Genomic DNA, 16,349 nt, shown 5'->3' on the forward strand with positions numbered 1-16,349 from the left:
TTGGAGAGGTATTGCTACTCGTTATGCCAAAACCTCGGATGCTTTTATCGCCGCGGTACACGTCCGTTGTATCGCCATTTGGGCTGCTATCCGCACTTAATTCGTGTAGACACTATCTAGGCGAAAAAGCAAACTGCTTTTGCCGCCCTTGGTTCGGTAGCGCTGCTCCGTTTCCAGCAGTTCTGCTTTCCTCAAATCTTGCAAGGCCCTTCGCACTGTAGACTGGGACAGCTTTAACTCCCTGGCAATAGTAGGAATGGCAGGCCAACACTCACCATCTCTGTTCGCCCGGTCTGCCAGATAGATATAAACTGCCACGGCCCGGTGCTGCAAATCCATCTTGTAGAGAAAATCAAACCGGCCCATCCTGCACTACCTCTGATTCACGGTTGTGGGGAGCAACTTCTTTTAATGGTCTATTTTGCCTGTTGGCGGGGCCTTTATGCTTTGAGGAGCGCTTGCGCTGTTTTTGCGAGGGAGCGTCCTGACTCTGTCCACCAGCGGGCGTATCCTCTGGCGGTGTATCATCCTCCTTCAGCCAATCAGGATGGTACTTCAGCACAATGGCCTGGAGTAGTTCGTTTTTCTCTGCGTAAGCTACCTTACGATTGCCGTTCTCCGGGACAGCGTATTGCTCATCAAACTGGATACCCCAATCGAAATACAGCTTGAGTCTGACCTTCATGGGGTAGAAGCCGGTTTTCATCACGATACGGTGGGCTTTCCCGCGTATCGTGGGGAGGATACGGGCTTACCACGTTCCGCATAATTGATAAAACGGCAACTTAGGCTCCGCCTCTCCGCCGACAGTCTTGTGTCCGTGTATCCCCACTCGAAAAGAGAATATCCGACTGCGCACCATTTTGGTTCAGGCCAGTCAGCAGCTTTGGCCTGTTCAGCGTAACGACGTTTATCAGCGGTTCACATTTGTTAGCCATATTGCCAAGACCAGCTCCCAAACCGTATTGTGCTAACAGCTTCGCCGTCCCCTCACGGTTCCAGCTTCTCCCTTTCGGGTGGGCTACCTTGTCCTATCCGCTCCCTCATAGCACTTGCGCGCCACTTCGGGGATAGTAGGTCTTGCTAACGGAATAGCAAGTTCAATCACCTTCCGGCGTTGCACAATCAATTATGCGACGACGTGTCGCACCTCGAGTTCGCTGTCGAGGAATGAATTGAGACGAGACAGCGCCGTGCCCATCACACTTGCCATGGATTCCTTGGAGGTGTTCAGCGCGGCTCCTGCAAACCACTTTGCCTTGTGATCATTGGGCAGCATTGCCATGAGCTGCTGGAACTGGTTCTGCCCCTTCTGCTGAGAGGGTGCCAGCAACTCTTGGATGATTTTGAACACCGACACGATGTGACGTTTTTGTGGTTCGCAGAATTCTGCCACCAGCAAAATTGTTGCCGTCAGCAGACCTTCAGCGGCATCGTAGAAGTAGGCATTGTCCCCAAAGGACGCGCCGTCCATGCCGGACATGATAATGGTCTTTGCGATGATTTTTGCGTACTTTTCAGCCTTTGCCTTGTATGCCAGCTGGTCGGGGTATTCGAGATAGGCATCCATATATTTGTTTACCAGGTGGAGCAGGTTGTTACCGTGGGAGCGGGTGGGATTGCGCAGGTCGATTACCGAAACATGGTAGCCGTATCTTTCTGCAATGGCGCCATAATTTCGTGCCAGGTTTTGCGATAGGTAATCCTTTGAAATAATCTCCGGATTTTCCCCCGCTTAGCACCGTGCGCGACAGTTTCCCATCACACGGCGCCCCATCAAACATTACCTATATTCGATTTTACAGTTGCCAACCAATGAGCGAAATTTATTCAGCTTGGCAAAATTCAGTTTCACGTCTTTCAACTTGTCCAGGTGTTTTTGTATGGTGTTAGGGTCAGTAGCGTGAATGAGCTTATGTACATCACCGGTTACCAGCGCCAGGTTTGAATAATTATCCAACCCTTTATTGGCCTTTGGAACTTGGTGATGTACCTCCATATCTCCTAACCTTAGTGGCTCTTTAGAAATTGCGCATTTCCCACGCTGGGAAACGTACAGAGAGATACGGTTATCGTTCAATTCCGCGCTCTGCCCTTGGATGGGATTTTCCATTATCTGCTGCAAAATATACGGACTGACCGCTTTTTGCAATTCATGGATTTTAGCCCTTCCGATTTCTGTATAGCTGCTTTATTTCTTGAGAAAAGCATATGGGCGGTGTCGTAGATATTTTACGAACCGGAAACAGCGCGATTCCCGCCACATTGATAACCTTTCCTTTGAAACTACCATAATATTCCTGAAATGCCTGTCCGCGAAAGCCGTTGTCACTTCGGTATCTTTTCGTTCTGCATAATAGCCGTTTTCTGACACCGAAGGCGATTCGGTCAAAGTCAAGATTGACATTTGTAGCAACCTTATAATACTGGTGCAGGCCGAGCACCGTGGCGTTGAACCGCATAGCGCTTTGCTGGTCTGGCTTTTTGCCCAACAAATCAATCGCGCCACGGATTTTTGCCCTGCATTTTTCCTGTGCCTTGTCTGTCATGTGGGATTTTATGACCCATCCTCCGCTCTTTGGGCGGAGCTTTAGCTTGAAACCCAAGAACTCAGAATACTGCTTTTTGAGATTTACGATTTTTGACTTTTCAGGACTGATTTCCAATCCCAGTCGTTCTTTCATCCATAACCGAGTACCCTCAAACAACCGAACCGCCTCGTTTCTCGTTTTACAAAACAGTTTGAAGTCGTCTGCATACCGTACAATGAATACGTGCTTTAAGCTGCTTGTACGGTTCAGGGTACTATAGCGGCTTTCATCACTTTTGTATGGCCTGTGTGTGGGCTGTGTTTCCCACTGGCTTGCGACCCACCAACCGCTGCCCACGTCGATATACTCGTCGCACTCGCCGTCGTCAAGCTGGCCCACCAGGGGGCAGTAGAACGTCAGCTTGACCGGCCCGGCGGCCTGGGTCATCTCACGGATGTCATCGAACAACATTTCTTTTGTCAGGTACTGGTTGTGGACGATATTCTGCTCCAGCTCAGTGAGAATTTCTTCTCTGGCGGTGCTGACAGCAAAGGCCACAGTGTTGGCGTCGGCAAGGGTGTCGTTCTTGCTGAACACTCGCAACAGGCGGCTGCCGATCTCGCTGTCGGAGGACAGCTTGACCTCCACATCCTTATCCTCGTGGAGCAGGATATTCTTGGGAGGCTTGCTGATGCCTGCCTCGCGCATATCGTGGTAGAGCTGATGAATGCCGGTGGGCAGCTCCCGCACAAGTGCTGCCCCGGCTTTATTGGTAATTTTGACTTTTATCATGCTAAATCCCCCTCATTGCAAGGTCCAGGTCATCGTCCAAAATCATTTCCAGCGAACAGCCGCTGTCCATGCACACGAAGCCGCCCTCAACAAACTGCCCCTCACGATCTTCGCTGATCTGGTTACCCAGAGCGTCAAAGTCGATATAGTCTGCCAACTCCGGCGAAGCGCTGTACTCGCTGTGGTGATCCACAAAATGTTGGCCTACATCCTCATCCGTCTCCGCGCCCTTGATGAACACAATATCGTCCAGATGCCGGGCTATTCTCATGACCTCTCCGCTACTGGAAACGTCGGCATACTCCGCGACCGCCGCCAGTTTTTCAAAGCCCTCTGTGGTTCTCGGAAACGCGTCAGCCAGTTCATTTGCCACCCCGAGCCCATGATCCCGCAGCATGGTTTCCAGGTGCTGTATCCAGGTTGGATCGTCCAGCATAAAATCCGTGAAAGTGAATTTACACATATCCGGACTTGACGCTTTCAGCCGCCTGGCCGCTTTGATGATGGCAAGTTCATCTTCCGGCAGGTACAGGTACTCGGTTTTGGGGCCGTACTCCATCTTTGCGACGGCAATAATGTCCCGGCGGGGCTCGCAGTAGGGGAAAGTGGCACCGTGGTAGACTTCCCGGTATGGTGTGCCCTTGCTCATGAAGAGCAGGCCGTAGGTGGTGGGAGTCCCATTCCCGCTGGTCAGCAGGTCACGGCCTGCCTGCTCGAAGTCGAGTTTGTCGATTTCGGAAGCGGGCAGAGCGCCCATCTTATTGAGCAGATATTTCCTGCCCACAGCAGCTAGGTCCGTGACGTTTTGCACCAGCGTGTACCTTTCCATGTTGAAGGACAGGTTGATGAGGGCTTTGAGGTCTGACGGCTGCCCCACCTGCACCGCTGCAAAAAATTGGTCTTGCTCGTATGGGGTGAACCGCTCGAGGTTTTTGGCGAGGAAGTTCAGTTCGTCCAGATCGATCTCCTTCCCATTCAGCATGGCCAGCGTCTCTGGAGATAGCTCGTCGGCGGTGACTTTGAAGGGTGCGGTGCGGAACGCCTTGACAAGCGCCTTTTGAATTTCTGCTTCACGCAGGGGGAGGGTCAGCGTGGTCCGCATGGGGCCGTGCCAGATTTTTAGGGTTATCATAGGTTCAGCTCCTTCCTGAAATAAAAAAAGCCGGTCGCTTGTTTTTGGGAGTTAGCTCCCAGCGACCGGCTATGTATTTCTGTGGCGAGAGGGCCAGCATTTTTTCTTCTGCTGGCCCTCTCGTTTTCTTTATTCTGTTGTTGTGAGAGTTCGGTTCCTGCCGCAAAGCTAAAAAGCCGTTTTACCATCCACGTTTTCGCACTTTCGATATCCAGCCCTTTGAGATGCAAAAAACCGCGCCATGGCGCGGTTTTTTGCCCAAATATCTTTTTGGTTTTCCTAGGATGGCTGGGCTGGCGAGATTCGAACTCACGGGTGACGGAGTCAAAGTCCGTTGCCTTACCGCTTGGCGACAGCCCAATATGACAGGTACGGAGCCTAATCACAAGAATTAAACTCCGTACCTTTTGTGTGGGGTGGAAGATGGGACTCGAACCCACGGTCTCCAGAGCCACAATCTGGCGCTTTAACCAACTAAGCTACATCCACCATACCATAACAGGTTACGTTCTCAACATTTGAAAGGGAAAGCCGACCCTCGCGGGCAAAACAGGCCTGCCCGCAAAGGCGCTCCACTGGCGCGCCAAAAGGGACTCGAACCCCTGGCCTACTGCTTAGAAGGCAGTTGCTCTATCCAACTGAGCTATTGGCGCACATAGGGGGACGGTTTCCGACCGCCTGTGTTTCGGCCTTCCGGCCCCAAAGATGGAGCGGGTGATGGGAATCGAACCCACACGACCAGCTTGGAAGGCTGGGGTTCTACCACTGAACTACACCCGCACAAGGCAACATCCACCACTGTAAAAACCGCCAACAACTACTGGCACTTTTTACACGGCCCGCTTTTTGCCGATGTTTCCCGTTTACCCGACTATTATAGCACAACCCCGCGGGTTCGTCAAGCATAATTTCACTTAACTACCTGATAAATGCAAACCGTGTGCAAAACGCTGCCTGCCAGTACAAACAGGTGGAAAACCGCGTGCATATACGGCAGCTTTTTCCCCAAGCCGTACAGCACCGCGCCTATGGTGTACAGGACGCCCCCCAGCAGCAGGCACCAAAACCCTGTTTCACTGATGTTCTGCCGCAGCGTCCGCATACCCAGCACTACCACCCAGCCCATGCACAGGTAGCAGGCCATGGAAAATACTTTGAACCGCTCCACACTGACCGCGTTGAGGATGACCCCGACCACCGCCGCGGCCCATACCACCCCAAACATGGCCCAGCCCCCGGCGCCACCCATGCCCACCAGGGTGATGGGTGTGTAGGTGCCCGCTATCAGCAGGAAAATCGTGCAATGGTCCAGGGAGCGGAATACCTTTTTGGCGCGGTTCAGCCCCAGGCCGTGGTAAATGGCGGAGATGGTATAGAGCAATCCCATGGTGCTTCCATAAATAGACACCGCACTGACCGTAAGGGGCGTATGGTCGCAAAATACCAACAGCAGCACCAGCGCCCCCACTGCCAAAAGTGCCGAAACCCCGTGGGAAACCGAGGAGAATATCTCCTCCCCCAATGAGTACCGGGGTAGGCCCATCGCCGCGCAGCGGTCACGGCGGGCCTCTGCCTTACACAGGTTTTTGATCTTTACGGTGTTCTCCATGCCATTTACCTCCTTTGGCTCTTGCAATGATTATACATAGTTTTAAAAACCGTCTGTATTTGTATTATACACCGAACTTTTCAAAAAATCAACCCCTATATCAGTTTTTTAAAAAAGCAGCTCCCCCACCCGGCAGGTAAGGGAGCCTTTTCCTTATAGAATATGCACGTTCCGGGCGCGGCCAGGGGCTGCCGCCTTTAGTCCTCCAGTTGGGCGGTATACAGGTGGTAGTACTTACCCTTTTGGGCCAGCAACTCCTTATGGGTGCCCATTTCGGCAATTCCCTTATCCGATATATAGAGGATCCGGTCGCAGTTCTTGATGGTAGAGAGCCGGTGGGCGATAATGAACGAGGTGCGCCCCTTCAGCAGCGCTTGCAGGCCCTGCTGCACAAGCTTTTCCGTTTTGGCATCAATGGAGGAGGTGGCCTCGTCCAGCACCAGGATCTTCGGGTCGCTGAGCAGGGTGCGGGCAAAGGCCACCAACTGCCGCTGGCCCTGGGAGAGCCGGGAGCCCCGCTCGTTTACCTGGGTGTTGTAGCCGTCCTCCATCTGGCTGATGAACTCATGGGCACACACGGTCTTGGCCGCGGCGATAACCTCTTCGTCTGTGGCGTCCAGCCGGCCGTAGCGGATGTTATCCAGAATGCTGCCGGAGAAAATAAAGCTGTCCTGCAACATGATGCCCATCTGGCTGCGCAGGGAGTGCAGCGTTACCTGGGAGATGTCGTGGCCGTCCAGCAGCACCGCGCCGCCGGTCAGGTTATAGAACCGGGACAGCAGGTTTACCACCGTGGTCTTGCCAGCGCCGGTGGGGCCCACCAGGGCTACGGATTCCCCCGGCTCCACGTGCAGGTCAAAGCCTTCCAGCACATTCACGGTGCCGTCATAAGAGAAGGTGACATCCGCAAAGTCCACCCCGCCCCGGATTGGCGGCAACTCCCCGGCGCCGGGGGCGTCATCTACCGTAACGGGCTCATCCAGCATCTCAAAGATACGTTCCAGGTACGCCACCGCGTTGATAAAGGTGTTGTACAGGTTGGAAAGGCTTAACATGGGCTGCCAAAACCGCCAGGCATAAGAGGAAATGGCGATGATGGTGCCGATCTGCATGGCAGGCCCCAAAGTCAGCAGCCCTACCAGGTACATGGCCCCCACCACCCAGGTGGAGATATTGTCCACCGACACCCAGATCAGGTTGGAGGTATACTGGGCTTTCATCCAGGTGCGGTAGCAGTTTTTATTCAGCCTGTCATAGATGCCCGCGTTCTCCTCCTCCCGGGTAAAGGCCTGGGTGATCTTCATGCCGTCCAGGCTCTCATGCAGGTAGGCGTTCAGGTTGGAGCTTTTGTTGGACACATCCTGCCAGGCCCGGCGCTGGGCGGGCTTGACCAGGAAAATGACCACCAGCAGCAGGGGCACCCCGGCCACCACCACCAAAGACAGCCGCCAATCGCAGATAAACATAAACACGGCAATGAGAACCAGGTTGAATATCTCCAGCACAAAGTTTACAATGCCGTTGGACAGGGCGTCTGACACGCTGTTTACGTAGTTGATGACCCTGGTCAGTATCTTCCCGTGGGGCCGGTCGTCATAGAACTGGAAGGGCAGCTTTTGCAGGTGGGCAAACAGGTCCTTGCGGATGTCGTAGATGATCTCCTGCCCCACCTCAATCATGTACTTGCTGCGCACCCTGGCAAACAGGATAGAGGTGATGATGGCGGCCAGCATACACACCGAAAGCACCACCAGTTCTTTCACATCCCGGTTGGGCACCGACACATTGATGCCCCGCTGGATTAGCAGCGGGCCCACCAGCGCCGCTGCCGCTGACACAGCCGAGTACACCAGCGACAGGGCCATTTTCTTTTTGTGCCGGCCAATATAGGTGCCGGCCCGTAGCAGGTGCTTTATATTAAATGGGGTTTCCAGGTTTTCGTCCACATCAAAGCGGTTTCTGGCCATTTAGCCCACCTCCTTTTCCCCGGCCTCGTCCTGGCCGTTTTGCAACAGGAATACTTCCCGGTAATAGCCGGGCTTTTGGGAGAGCTCCTGGTGGGTGCCCACCTCGGTGATCTTCCCATCCTCAATTACCACCACCTTGTCGGCCCGTTTGGTGGTGGATATCCGCTGGGCCACGATGATCTTGGTGCAGGGGAAGTCCAAATTGGCCAACTGCTCCTGGATGTACTTCTCGGTTTCCAAGTCCACGGCGCTGGTGGTATCGTCCAAAATCAGCACGCTGGGCCGCACAGCCAGGGCCCTGGCCAGGGCAATACGCTGCTTTTGCCCGCCGGAAAGCCCGGTACCCCGTTCGCCGATCACCGTATCAAAGCCATCTGGCAGTTTTTCGGCAAACTCCACATCCGCCATTTTGGCATAGCGGCGCATTTCCTCTTCGGGCATAGCGCTGTTGCCGTAGGCGATGTTCCCGTCTACCGTATCGGAGAACAGGAATACATCCTGGGTGGCAATGCCAATCGCCGACCGCAAGGCTTTCAAATCATACCGCCGCACCGGTATGCCGTCCAGTTCCACCACCCCTGCGGTAGGGTCGGAGAAACGGGGGATCAGGCTGACCAAAGAGGTCTTGCCCGCGCCGGTGGGGCCCATAATGGCCACGGTTTCCCCCGGCTCAATGGTCAAGTCAATGCCCTCTAGCACCTGGCTGCCGTGCAGCCTGAGCCCGGCCTCTTTAAACTCCACCTTGCCCCTTACCCGGCCCTTGGGCAGCACCGCGTCCGGGCGGGATACAATGGTGGACTTGGCGTAGTACAGCTCGATGATCTTGCTGGCGCTGGCAAAGAACCTTTGCAGGTCGTTCAGGTGCATACCCAGGGTGCGCATGGGGTCGCTGAGGGTCCAGGTCAGCCCGTTGAACAGGGTAAAGGCCCCGATGCTGATGCGCCCGTTGATCAGGAACACGCCCCCCACCAGCAGCACCGCAATGGACAGGGACTGGGAGAGGGTGTCTATGTAGGGGCTGAACTTCAGCCACAGCAGAGAGGCTGTTTTGTTGGCCTCTTTGTAGTCCCGGTTTTTCTCGTCAAACTGGGCGATCTCATAGTCCTCCCGTGCAAAGGCCTTTACCACCCGGTTGCCGGAAATATTCTCCTGGGCCGCGGTATTCAGCCGGGAGAGCTTTTCCCGCAGTTCTACATAAAGAGGGTGCACCCGTTTGGAGAACAGGTAGGTCAGCAGGAAGATCAGCGGCGTAACGGCCAGCATACACAGGGCAAACAGCCAGTCTGTTACAAAAAAGGTGACGGTGGTGGTCAGGAACAGCACCGTGCAGCTAATCAACTGCCGGATGACCCAGCACACCGCGTGGCGGATCATGTCCATGTCGCCGGTCAGGCGGGTCATCAGGTCGCCGGTGCGGTACCGGCCGTAAAACGCCTGGTCCTGCTCCTGCATATTCTTATACAGGTCCCGGCGCAACTGGTAAACCAGCTTTTGCGAGCAGGTTTCGTAGGTCATTACGGACAGGTAGCCGAACCCTGTGCGCGCCAGGGTAAAGCCCACCAGCAGGGCTACCAGCCCCCCCAGCCGGCGCACAGCCCCTGGGCTAACGGCGCCGCTCTCTTTTAGGGGTGTAAAGACGGTGTCCATGATGTTGGCGGTGATCATAGAGTTGCCCAGGGCCATTACGGCCAGCAGGGCAGTGGAGAACAGGGCGAACACATAGCGCTTGTGGTTCCCGGCCATGCGCGTCCAGACCCATCTGAGCTGGAACATAAGCGTTTCCTCCTGCAGCATAGCGCTGCAATTATGATTTTTCCCCACCCTGCGTCCAGGACGGGTTTCCAAAGTTCTTTCTATTATAGCGGACGGGCAGAAAAATGAAAGGGGTTTTGTTCAAAAAATCATTTTTCAGCGCTATGACGGGATTTTGTCCACCCACACGGGCTGTTCTGTGCGTTTGGTGAATACGGGCCTATTACCAGCTTGCAAAAAGGGCCGGGCATATGCTGCCCGGCCCCTCTGCCGCCCTATGGCTGCAAGCCCTCCCGGACTTGCCCCTGGCCCTCATCCTCTCCATCCTCCTCATACGCCAGAATATCCCCCGGCTGGCAGCCAAGCGCCTTGCACAGGGCCGCCAAAGTAGAGAAACGGATGGCGTTTACCCGGTTGTTCTTGATCTTCGACAGGTTCACGTTGGTGATGCCTACCTCTGCCGCCAACTGGTTCAGGGAGATCTTCCGCTCCACCATCACCCGGTCCAACCGCAATATAATGTGTCCCATATGCCCTCCTTATACCAGCCCGTCTACGTCCTCCTGCATCCGCACCCCCAGCGCAAATACCTGGGACAGGCACAGCACCACAATGCCCGTTGTCAGCCCGCCAAGGCCGGCGCTGGTTTCCACCAGTTCCGGGCCTATAACCAGCGCCGCAATAAACCCTGCCGTCATCTGCACCACGGTAGTGGCGATGAAAAGGGCGCCGATCTCCCACATCATCCGCACATTGCCCTTCTGGAAGGGCGTTTCCCCCTGGGCGGTGCGCAGCATCCGGTTGGCGTTGCGGAACACCCGTGCCATCAGCCCCAGCAGCACGGCAGCGGTGAGGAAAAAAATCACCACCGCCGGCCGGATGACCTCTCCGCCCGGCCCGGCAATTACAATGGAGAACCCCTGCACCGCCAGCGTTTCCCCGGCCTCTACCCCGAACACCCATTGGCCGGGCAAGTGGGGATCCAGTACAAAAAGGGCCAGCCCTACCAGCATACCCACTGCCCCCACGATGTACGCTACCTCCCCCAGCTTTGTCAGCACCGTTGCGATACGGTACAGGACCTGCGCGCGTTTCTCTTCTTTCGTCATCCTTGAGCACCTCCGTTTTTCTTGGTGCTCCTATTATACCCGTGATTATATCGTTTGTCAATAGATTTTTAATGTTTATCGATAATTCCCTTCAGTTCCGCCGCATCCGCCGCCAGGTATTTGGCCCCGTTTTCCACCAACTCCGCCCGGTCCCGGAACCCCCACAGTACCCCGCAGGTGTCCATGCCGGCGTTGCGGCCGGTCTGCATATCCACCCCGCTGTCGCCGATGTAAAGGACCCTTTCCGGGGGTGTTGCCAACTCCTGGGCCGTTTCCAGCACCGCGGTGGGATCCGGCTTTTTCGGCACACCGGGCCGCTGCCCATGCACGGCCTGTAGCAGCCCGCCGTACAGGCTCTCCGCCACGGCCCTTGCCATATTGTCCGGCTTGTTGGAAACCACCCCCAGCCGCAGGCCCTGCCCTTGCAGGCCGGCCAACAGTTGCGGTAGACCGGGGTAGGATGTTACCCATTTCAGGGGTTCGCTTTCATAGCGCCGGTCATATGCCGCCCGGAACCGTGCCGTTTCCTGGGGGGAAAATGCCGCCCCCACCTCCCGCAGCATCCGGGCCATCAGTACATCGGCGCCATTGCCTACCAGCCGCTTGTAGCGCTCGGTAGGGATTTCCGGCAGGCCGAAGGCCTTTAAGGTGCTGTTGCCAAAATACGCGATAGAGCCAAGGGTATCGGCCAAAGTGCCGTCCAGGTCAAAAATGCAGGCTTGATAAAGTCCCATTTCACACGCCGCCTTACTGGTGGATTTTCGCCAGGGCAGCCAAAACAGCCCCGCCCCGCTATTATAACAGTATCCGGCAGGGCCGTCCAGCCTTTTTTGCCCGGGCCGGGCTTTTCCGCAATAGCGTATCAAAACCCCGCCCCGGCGCAAATATGTTTGTCACTTGCCACAGTTGATTTTACCACCCATCCGTGGTATACTTTTTGATGGACCTGCAAGACTTTACAACATAAAAGCCTGCCCGCCCAAAAGGGGGATATGTCCAAAGCGGAGAGTTTATGACGAAATTTTGGCCTTCGGTGGCGGAGAGTCGGCTACGCCAACTCTTGGGCTCTGCCCCTAAGAAACCCGCCACCTTTGAAAAGCTGGACGAAACTTTTACTATTTGTCCGCCGGAGCCTCGTTTTTAAACTTTTCGCTTTGGACACTCCCCAAAAGGCTAGCAGTTGCCAAGCGAAAGAGGGAAAACCGTGGACTATAACCAGAAAGCCCTGGAATTGCACGAAAAATGGCAAGGCAAACTCCGTATAGAAACCCCTTGCCCCCTGGAAAACCGGGATGACCTTTCCGTTGCCTACACCCCCGGCGTGGCCGCGCCCTGCCTGGCCATCGCCCAAGACCCAGACCTCTCTTACACCTACACCCGCCGGGGCAACCTGGTAGCGGTGGTTACAGACGGCTCTGCCGTGCTGGGCCTGGGCAATATCGGCCCCGAAGCCGGTATGCCGGTGATGGAGGGCAAATGCGCCCTGTTTAAGGCCTTTGCCGGGGTAGACGCCTTCCCCATCTGCATCCGTTCCCAGGAGGTAGATGAGATTGTCCGGGCGGTGGAACTGATCGCCGGCTCCTTTGGGGGCATCAACCTGGAGGACATCGCCGCCCCCCGCTGCTTTGAGGTGGAAAAAAAGCTAAAAGAGTGTTTGGACATCCCCGTGTTCCACGACGACCAGCACGGTACCGCCGTGGTGACGGTAGCCGCCATGCTTAACGCCCTTAAGCTGGTGGGCAAAAAACTGGAAGAGGTTTCTGCCGTGGTCAATGGCGCAGGGGCGGCGGGCTCGGCCTGCACCCGGCTGCTGATGGCCCTGGGCCTGCGCAATGTGGTGGTTTGCGACCGGCAGGGGGCCCTGGTACCGGGCCTGGCGGGCATGACCCCCGCCCAGGCAGAATTGGCCGCAGCCACCAACCCCCAGTGCAAACGCGGCACCCTGGCCGATGTAATCGCGGGTGCGGACGTGTTCATGGGCTTTTCCGCCCCGGGCTGCGTCACCCCGGAGATGATCCGCTCTATGGCCAAGGACGCCATTGTGTTTGCCTGCGCCAACCCCACCCCGGAGATCTTCCCCCACGAGGCCCTGGAGGCCGGGGCGCGTATAGCCGGTTCCGGCCGGTCGGATTGCGCCAACCAGATCAACAACGTACTGGCCTTCCCTGGCATATTCCGGGGGGCGCTGGACGTGCGGGCTAAGGAGATCAACGATGAAATGAAAGTGGCCGCGGCCAGGGCCCTGGCCGGGCTGATTCCCGACAGCGAGCTGCGGGAGGATTACATTATCCCCAGCGCCTTCAACAAGGACGTTGCCCCCGCCATTGCGGCGGCAGTGGCGCAAGCCGCAAAAACTACCGGTGTTGCCAGGAGCTGTGCCAATGGCCGTTGCATTTCATAAGCTGGTACGGGACCGTATCCCTGCCATAATCGAAAACCAGGGGGAGCGCCCCCTCACCCGCAGGCTGGGCGACGCCGAATACCGCGCCTGCTTGGAACGCAAGCTGGCCGAGGAAACCGCCGAGTATCTGGAAAGCCATGAACTGGACGAGCTGGCCGATATTTTAGAGGTGGTCTACGCCCTGTGCAAGGCCGGCGGCCACAGCCTTAGCGGCCTGGCCGCCGCTTATGAGAAAAAGCACGCAGCCCGGGGCGGGTTTGATGAACGGATATTCCTCATCTCGAAAGAGTGATAGAAATATTAGGACGAAAGGATGACTTAACATGACCAAAAGCAAGAAAAACCTGTATGGCGTGGTATTTGCCGGGGTATTCGCGGCCCTGGTGTTTGTGTCCAACTATCTCAGCGTGCCCATCCCCGTAGCCATCGGCGATGTGAGCCGTATCCACCTGGGCAATATTTTCTGCCTGTTTTCCGGGTTTATGCTGGGGCCCATTGGGGGCGGGCTGGCGGCGGGCATCGGCTCGGCGCTGTATGACCTGACCAACCCGGCCTATATCATGTCCGCGCCCTTTACCTTTTTGTTTAAGTTCTTGCTGGCCGCGGTGTGTGGGTGGATCGCCAACGCCCACGGCGCCCACGGCGAAAAGCACGGGCAGAACATCCTGGCGGCCGTATGCGGCAGCCTGGTGTATATGGTGCTGTACCTGGGCAAAAGCTTTGTGCAGGGCCTGCTGCTAGGCAGCGCTATGGAGGCCGTGCTGGTGTCTGTAGGCACCAAGCTGGTCACTTCCAGCATCAATGCCGCTATCGCGGTGGTGATCTCCGTGCCCCTGTACACGGTCATCCAACTGGCGCTGAAAAAGTTGCGGCTCTCCCTGAAAATGGGCTGATCCCAGCCCGTACAAAGAAAGCCCGCCAACCCCTCCTGCCGGGGTGGCGGGTTTTTTTATTGTCCACAGGCAGCAGCCACTACCTGTGCTTTTTGTAAAAACGGGGGCTTGTACCCTGCCGGCCACAGCCGGTTTTATTGGTTTTCAACTTGGGCGGCCGCCCCTTTTACTTAATTTCCTTGCTCTTGACCTCTTCCAGCGCTTTCCCGATAAACTCCTCGGCGCTCATCAGGCCCAAGTCGCCCTCTTTACGGTGGCGCACGGAAATGCCGGCGGATTCGATCTCCTTATCCCCTACCACCAACATATAGGGGGTCTGCTGCACCTGTGCCTCCCGGATCTTGTAGCCAATCTTCTCGCTGCGCAGGTCGCATTCCACCCGCAGGCCGGCCTCCTCCAGTTTTGCCGTCAGGGCATTGGCATAGGCGTGGTGGCGCTCGGAAATGGGCAGCACCACCGCCTGCACCGGGCTCAGCCACAGGGGGAACTTGCCGGCCAGGTGCTCGGTGATCACCCCGATAAACCGCTCGATGGAGCCCAGCACCACCCGGTGGATCATCACCGGCCGGTGCTTTTGGCCGTCCTCGCCGGTGTACTCCAGTTCAAAGCGTTCGGGTAGCTGGCTGTCCAACTGGATGGTACCGCACTGCCAGGTACGGCCCAGGCTGTCGGCAAGGTGGAAGTCCAGCTTGGGGCCGTAGAAAGCCCCGTCGCCCTCGTTCACCACGAACTCCTTGCCCATGGCGGTAATGGCCTGTTTCAGGATGTCCTGGTTGCGCTCCCACTCCTCTACCTCGCCGATATGGTCCTCCGGCATGGTGGAGAGCTCGATGGTGTAGGAAAGGCCGAAGGTGGAGTAGAACTCGTCGAACAGCCCCACCGTTTCCTGGATCACGTCCAGCATCTGGTCCCTGGTCATGAAGATGTGGGCGTCATCCTGGGTAAAGCAGCGCACCCGGAACAGCCCGTGCAAGGTGCCGGAGAGCTCGTGCCGGTGCACCAAGCCCAACTCCCCTACCCGCATGGGCAGTTCCCGGTAAGAGTGGGGCTCGCTGGCGTATACCAGCATACCGCCGGGGCAGTTCATGGGCTTTATGCCAAAGTTGGTTTCGTCTATCTCGGTGGTGTACATATTGTCCTTGTAGTGGTCCCAGTGGCCGCTACGCTCCCATAGCTGGCGGTTCAACATAATGGGGGTGCTGATCTCCACATAGCCGTAGCGCTTGTGGGCCTCCCGCCAATAGTCGATGAGCAGGTTCTTCAGCACCATGCCCTTTGGCAGGAAGAACGGGAACCCCGGCCCCTCGTCCCGCAGCATAAAGAGGCCCAACTCCCGGCCCAGCTTGCGGTGGTCCCGCTTTTTGGCCTCCTCCAGCCGTTGCAGGTACTCTTCCAGTTGGCCCTGTTTCGGGAAGGCGATGCCGTAAATGCGGGTCAGCATCTTCTTGCTGGCATCCCCCCGCCAGTACGCCCCGGTAATGGACGTCAGCTTAACGGCCTTTACCGGCCCGGTGGCCATCAGGTGGGGCCCGGCGCACAGGTCACAAAAATCCGCCTGCTCATAAAAGCTGATCTTCTCCCCGTTGCCGCTGTGCTCCTCAATCAGCTCCTGTTTGTACCCCTGGCCGGCCATTTTCTCCATAGCTGCCGGGGGATCCAGCTCAAAGCGCTCCAGCGCGATATTCTCTTTGGCAATCTTCTTCATCTCCTCCTCGATCTTCGGCAGGTCTTCCGGGGAGATGGGGGCGGGCAGTTCAAAATCGTAGTAAAAACCGTTGTCAATGGCCGGGCCAATGGCGAATTTGGCGCCTGGGTACAGCCGCTGCACCGCCTGGGCCAGCATATGGGAAGCTGTATGCCAGTAAGCCTTCTTCCCTTCCGGGTCGTCAAAGGTGAGGATTTCCAGCCCGCAGTTTTCGGTAATAGGGGTGCGCAGGTCGCATACCTGGCCGTTGATTTTGGCGGCGCAGGCGGCCTTATACAGCCCCATACCAATAGATTTGGCCACTTCGGCGGGCGTTATGCCGCTCTCGAACTCTTTGGGCTGGCCTTTTAGGTCAATGGTGATCATAAGATTTCTCCTTTCTGCCGGGGCTGCCCTGCCGGAAAAACCAGGAAAAAAGCGCCGCCCCAGCTTAAGGGGCCGTTGGCGTACAGCACAAC

15 protein-coding genes, 4 tRNA genes and 2 pseudogenes are annotated in these 16,349 nt (G+C 56.6%); 4 read left to right on the forward strand and 17 right to left on the reverse strand.

From position 1 onward, the window contains the following. Positions 1-100, forward strand: a pseudogene (locus tag U8U01_RS05050) (IS5/IS1182 family transposase); the annotation flags it as partial. On the opposite strand, the gene U8U01_RS05055 reads toward U8U01_RS05050, so the two are convergent. The 16 genes and pseudogenes from U8U01_RS05055 to U8U01_RS05130 form a co-directional block, all read right to left on the reverse strand. Further along, a complete protein-coding gene (locus U8U01_RS05055; protein WP_322171232.1) occupies positions 97-366 on the reverse strand; it encodes a helix-turn-helix domain-containing protein in 270 nt (89 codons plus the stop codon). The pseudogene U8U01_RS05050 and the gene U8U01_RS05055 overlap by 4 nt on opposite strands. Then, on the reverse strand, positions 353-685 hold the full coding sequence (locus U8U01_RS05060; protein ID WP_322171234.1) for a hypothetical protein: 333 nt from the start codon (positions 683-685) through the stop codon (positions 353-355). The genes U8U01_RS05055 and U8U01_RS05060 overlap by 14 nt, the downstream gene beginning before the upstream one ends. 465 nt (positions 686-1,150) lie before the next feature. Next, positions 1,151-1,690, reverse strand: a pseudogene (locus U8U01_RS05065) (type IV secretory system conjugative DNA transfer family protein); the annotation flags it as partial. Between the two features lie 93 nt (positions 1,691-1,783). Further along, complete coding sequence (locus U8U01_RS05070) at positions 1,784-2,113, reverse strand: hypothetical protein (protein ID WP_322171236.1); 330 nt, start codon at positions 2,111-2,113, stop codon at positions 1,784-1,786. 49 nt (positions 2,114-2,162) lie between these two features. After that, entirely contained in the window at positions 2,163-3,323 is a 1,161-nt protein-coding gene (locus U8U01_RS05075; RefSeq protein ID WP_322171238.1) for a reverse transcriptase domain-containing protein, read from the reverse strand. 1 nt (position 3,324) lies between these two features. Continuing rightward, positions 3,325-4,455: a hypothetical protein gene (locus U8U01_RS05080; RefSeq protein ID WP_322171240.1), complete on the reverse strand. Its 1,131-nt coding sequence runs from the start codon at positions 4,453-4,455 to the stop codon at positions 3,325-3,327. A gap of 285 nt (positions 4,456-4,740) precedes the next feature. Beyond that, positions 4,741-4,815 (reverse strand) — tRNA-Gln (locus tag U8U01_RS05085). Positions 4,816-4,867: 52 nt separating this feature from the next. Next, positions 4,868-4,944, reverse strand: a tRNA-His gene (locus U8U01_RS05090). A gap of 87 nt (positions 4,945-5,031) precedes the next feature. Continuing rightward, positions 5,032-5,108 (reverse strand) — tRNA-Arg (locus tag U8U01_RS05095). A 53-nt stretch (positions 5,109-5,161) separates the two neighbouring features. Next, positions 5,162-5,235 (reverse strand) — tRNA-Gly (locus U8U01_RS05100). A gap of 130 nt (positions 5,236-5,365) precedes the next feature. Continuing rightward, positions 5,366-6,064 (reverse strand): PAQR family membrane homeostasis protein TrhA, encoded by a 699-nt coding sequence (trhA, locus tag U8U01_RS05105; RefSeq protein WP_322171242.1) that lies wholly within the window; start codon positions 6,062-6,064, stop codon positions 5,366-5,368. 197 nt (positions 6,065-6,261) lie between these two features. Continuing rightward, positions 6,262-8,031, reverse strand: a complete 1,770-nt coding sequence (locus U8U01_RS05110; protein WP_322171244.1) for an ABC transporter ATP-binding protein — start codon at positions 8,029-8,031, stop codon at positions 6,262-6,264. Continuing rightward, positions 8,032-9,804: an ABC transporter ATP-binding protein gene (locus U8U01_RS05115; RefSeq protein WP_322171247.1), complete on the reverse strand. Its 1,773-nt coding sequence runs from the start codon at positions 9,802-9,804 to the stop codon at positions 8,032-8,034. It lies immediately after the preceding gene. Between the two features lie 254 nt (positions 9,805-10,058). Continuing rightward, positions 10,059-10,313 (reverse strand): helix-turn-helix domain-containing protein, encoded by a 255-nt coding sequence (locus tag U8U01_RS05120; protein WP_322171250.1) that lies wholly within the window; start codon positions 10,311-10,313, stop codon positions 10,059-10,061. 9 nt (positions 10,314-10,322) lie between these two features. After that, on the reverse strand, positions 10,323-10,892 hold the full coding sequence (locus U8U01_RS05125) for a DUF2975 domain-containing protein (RefSeq protein WP_322171253.1): 570 nt from the start codon (positions 10,890-10,892) through the stop codon (positions 10,323-10,325). 68 nt (positions 10,893-10,960) lie between these two features. Beyond that, positions 10,961-11,626, reverse strand: a complete 666-nt coding sequence (locus tag U8U01_RS05130; protein ID WP_322171256.1) for an HAD family hydrolase — start codon at positions 11,624-11,626, stop codon at positions 10,961-10,963. A 470-nt stretch (positions 11,627-12,096) separates the two neighbouring features. On the opposite strand from U8U01_RS05130, the gene U8U01_RS05135 reads away from it, so the two are divergent. From U8U01_RS05135 to U8U01_RS05145, 3 genes are read left to right on the forward strand one after another with little or no spacing between them, the layout of a single operon-like run. Then, positions 12,097-13,293, forward strand: coding sequence for an NAD(P)-dependent malic enzyme (locus tag U8U01_RS05135; protein WP_322171258.1), 1,197 nt, complete (start codon positions 12,097-12,099; stop codon positions 13,291-13,293). Continuing rightward, the gene (locus U8U01_RS05140) at positions 13,274-13,585 is read left to right on the forward strand and encodes a nucleoside triphosphate pyrophosphohydrolase (RefSeq protein ID WP_322171261.1); all 312 of its coding nucleotides are present in this window, start codon (positions 13,274-13,276) and stop codon (positions 13,583-13,585) included. Before U8U01_RS05135 ends, U8U01_RS05140 begins: the two co-directional genes overlap by 20 nt. A gap of 31 nt (positions 13,586-13,616) precedes the next feature. Further along, on the forward strand, positions 13,617-14,186 hold the full coding sequence (locus tag U8U01_RS05145; RefSeq protein ID WP_322171264.1) for an ECF transporter S component: 570 nt from the start codon (positions 13,617-13,619) through the stop codon (positions 14,184-14,186). 166 nt (positions 14,187-14,352) lie between these two features. Here U8U01_RS05145 and thrS read toward each other — a convergent pair whose 3' ends face one another. Further along, complete coding sequence (gene thrS, locus U8U01_RS05150; protein WP_322171267.1) at positions 14,353-16,257, reverse strand: threonine--tRNA ligase; 1,905 nt, start codon at positions 16,255-16,257, stop codon at positions 14,353-14,355. Between the last annotated feature and the right edge of the window lie 92 nt (positions 16,258-16,349).

The organism is Acutalibacter caecimuris (assembly GCF_034335085.1).
GTDB classification, from domain to species: Bacteria; Bacillota; Clostridia; order Oscillospirales; family Acutalibacteraceae; genus Acutalibacter; species Acutalibacter caecimuris.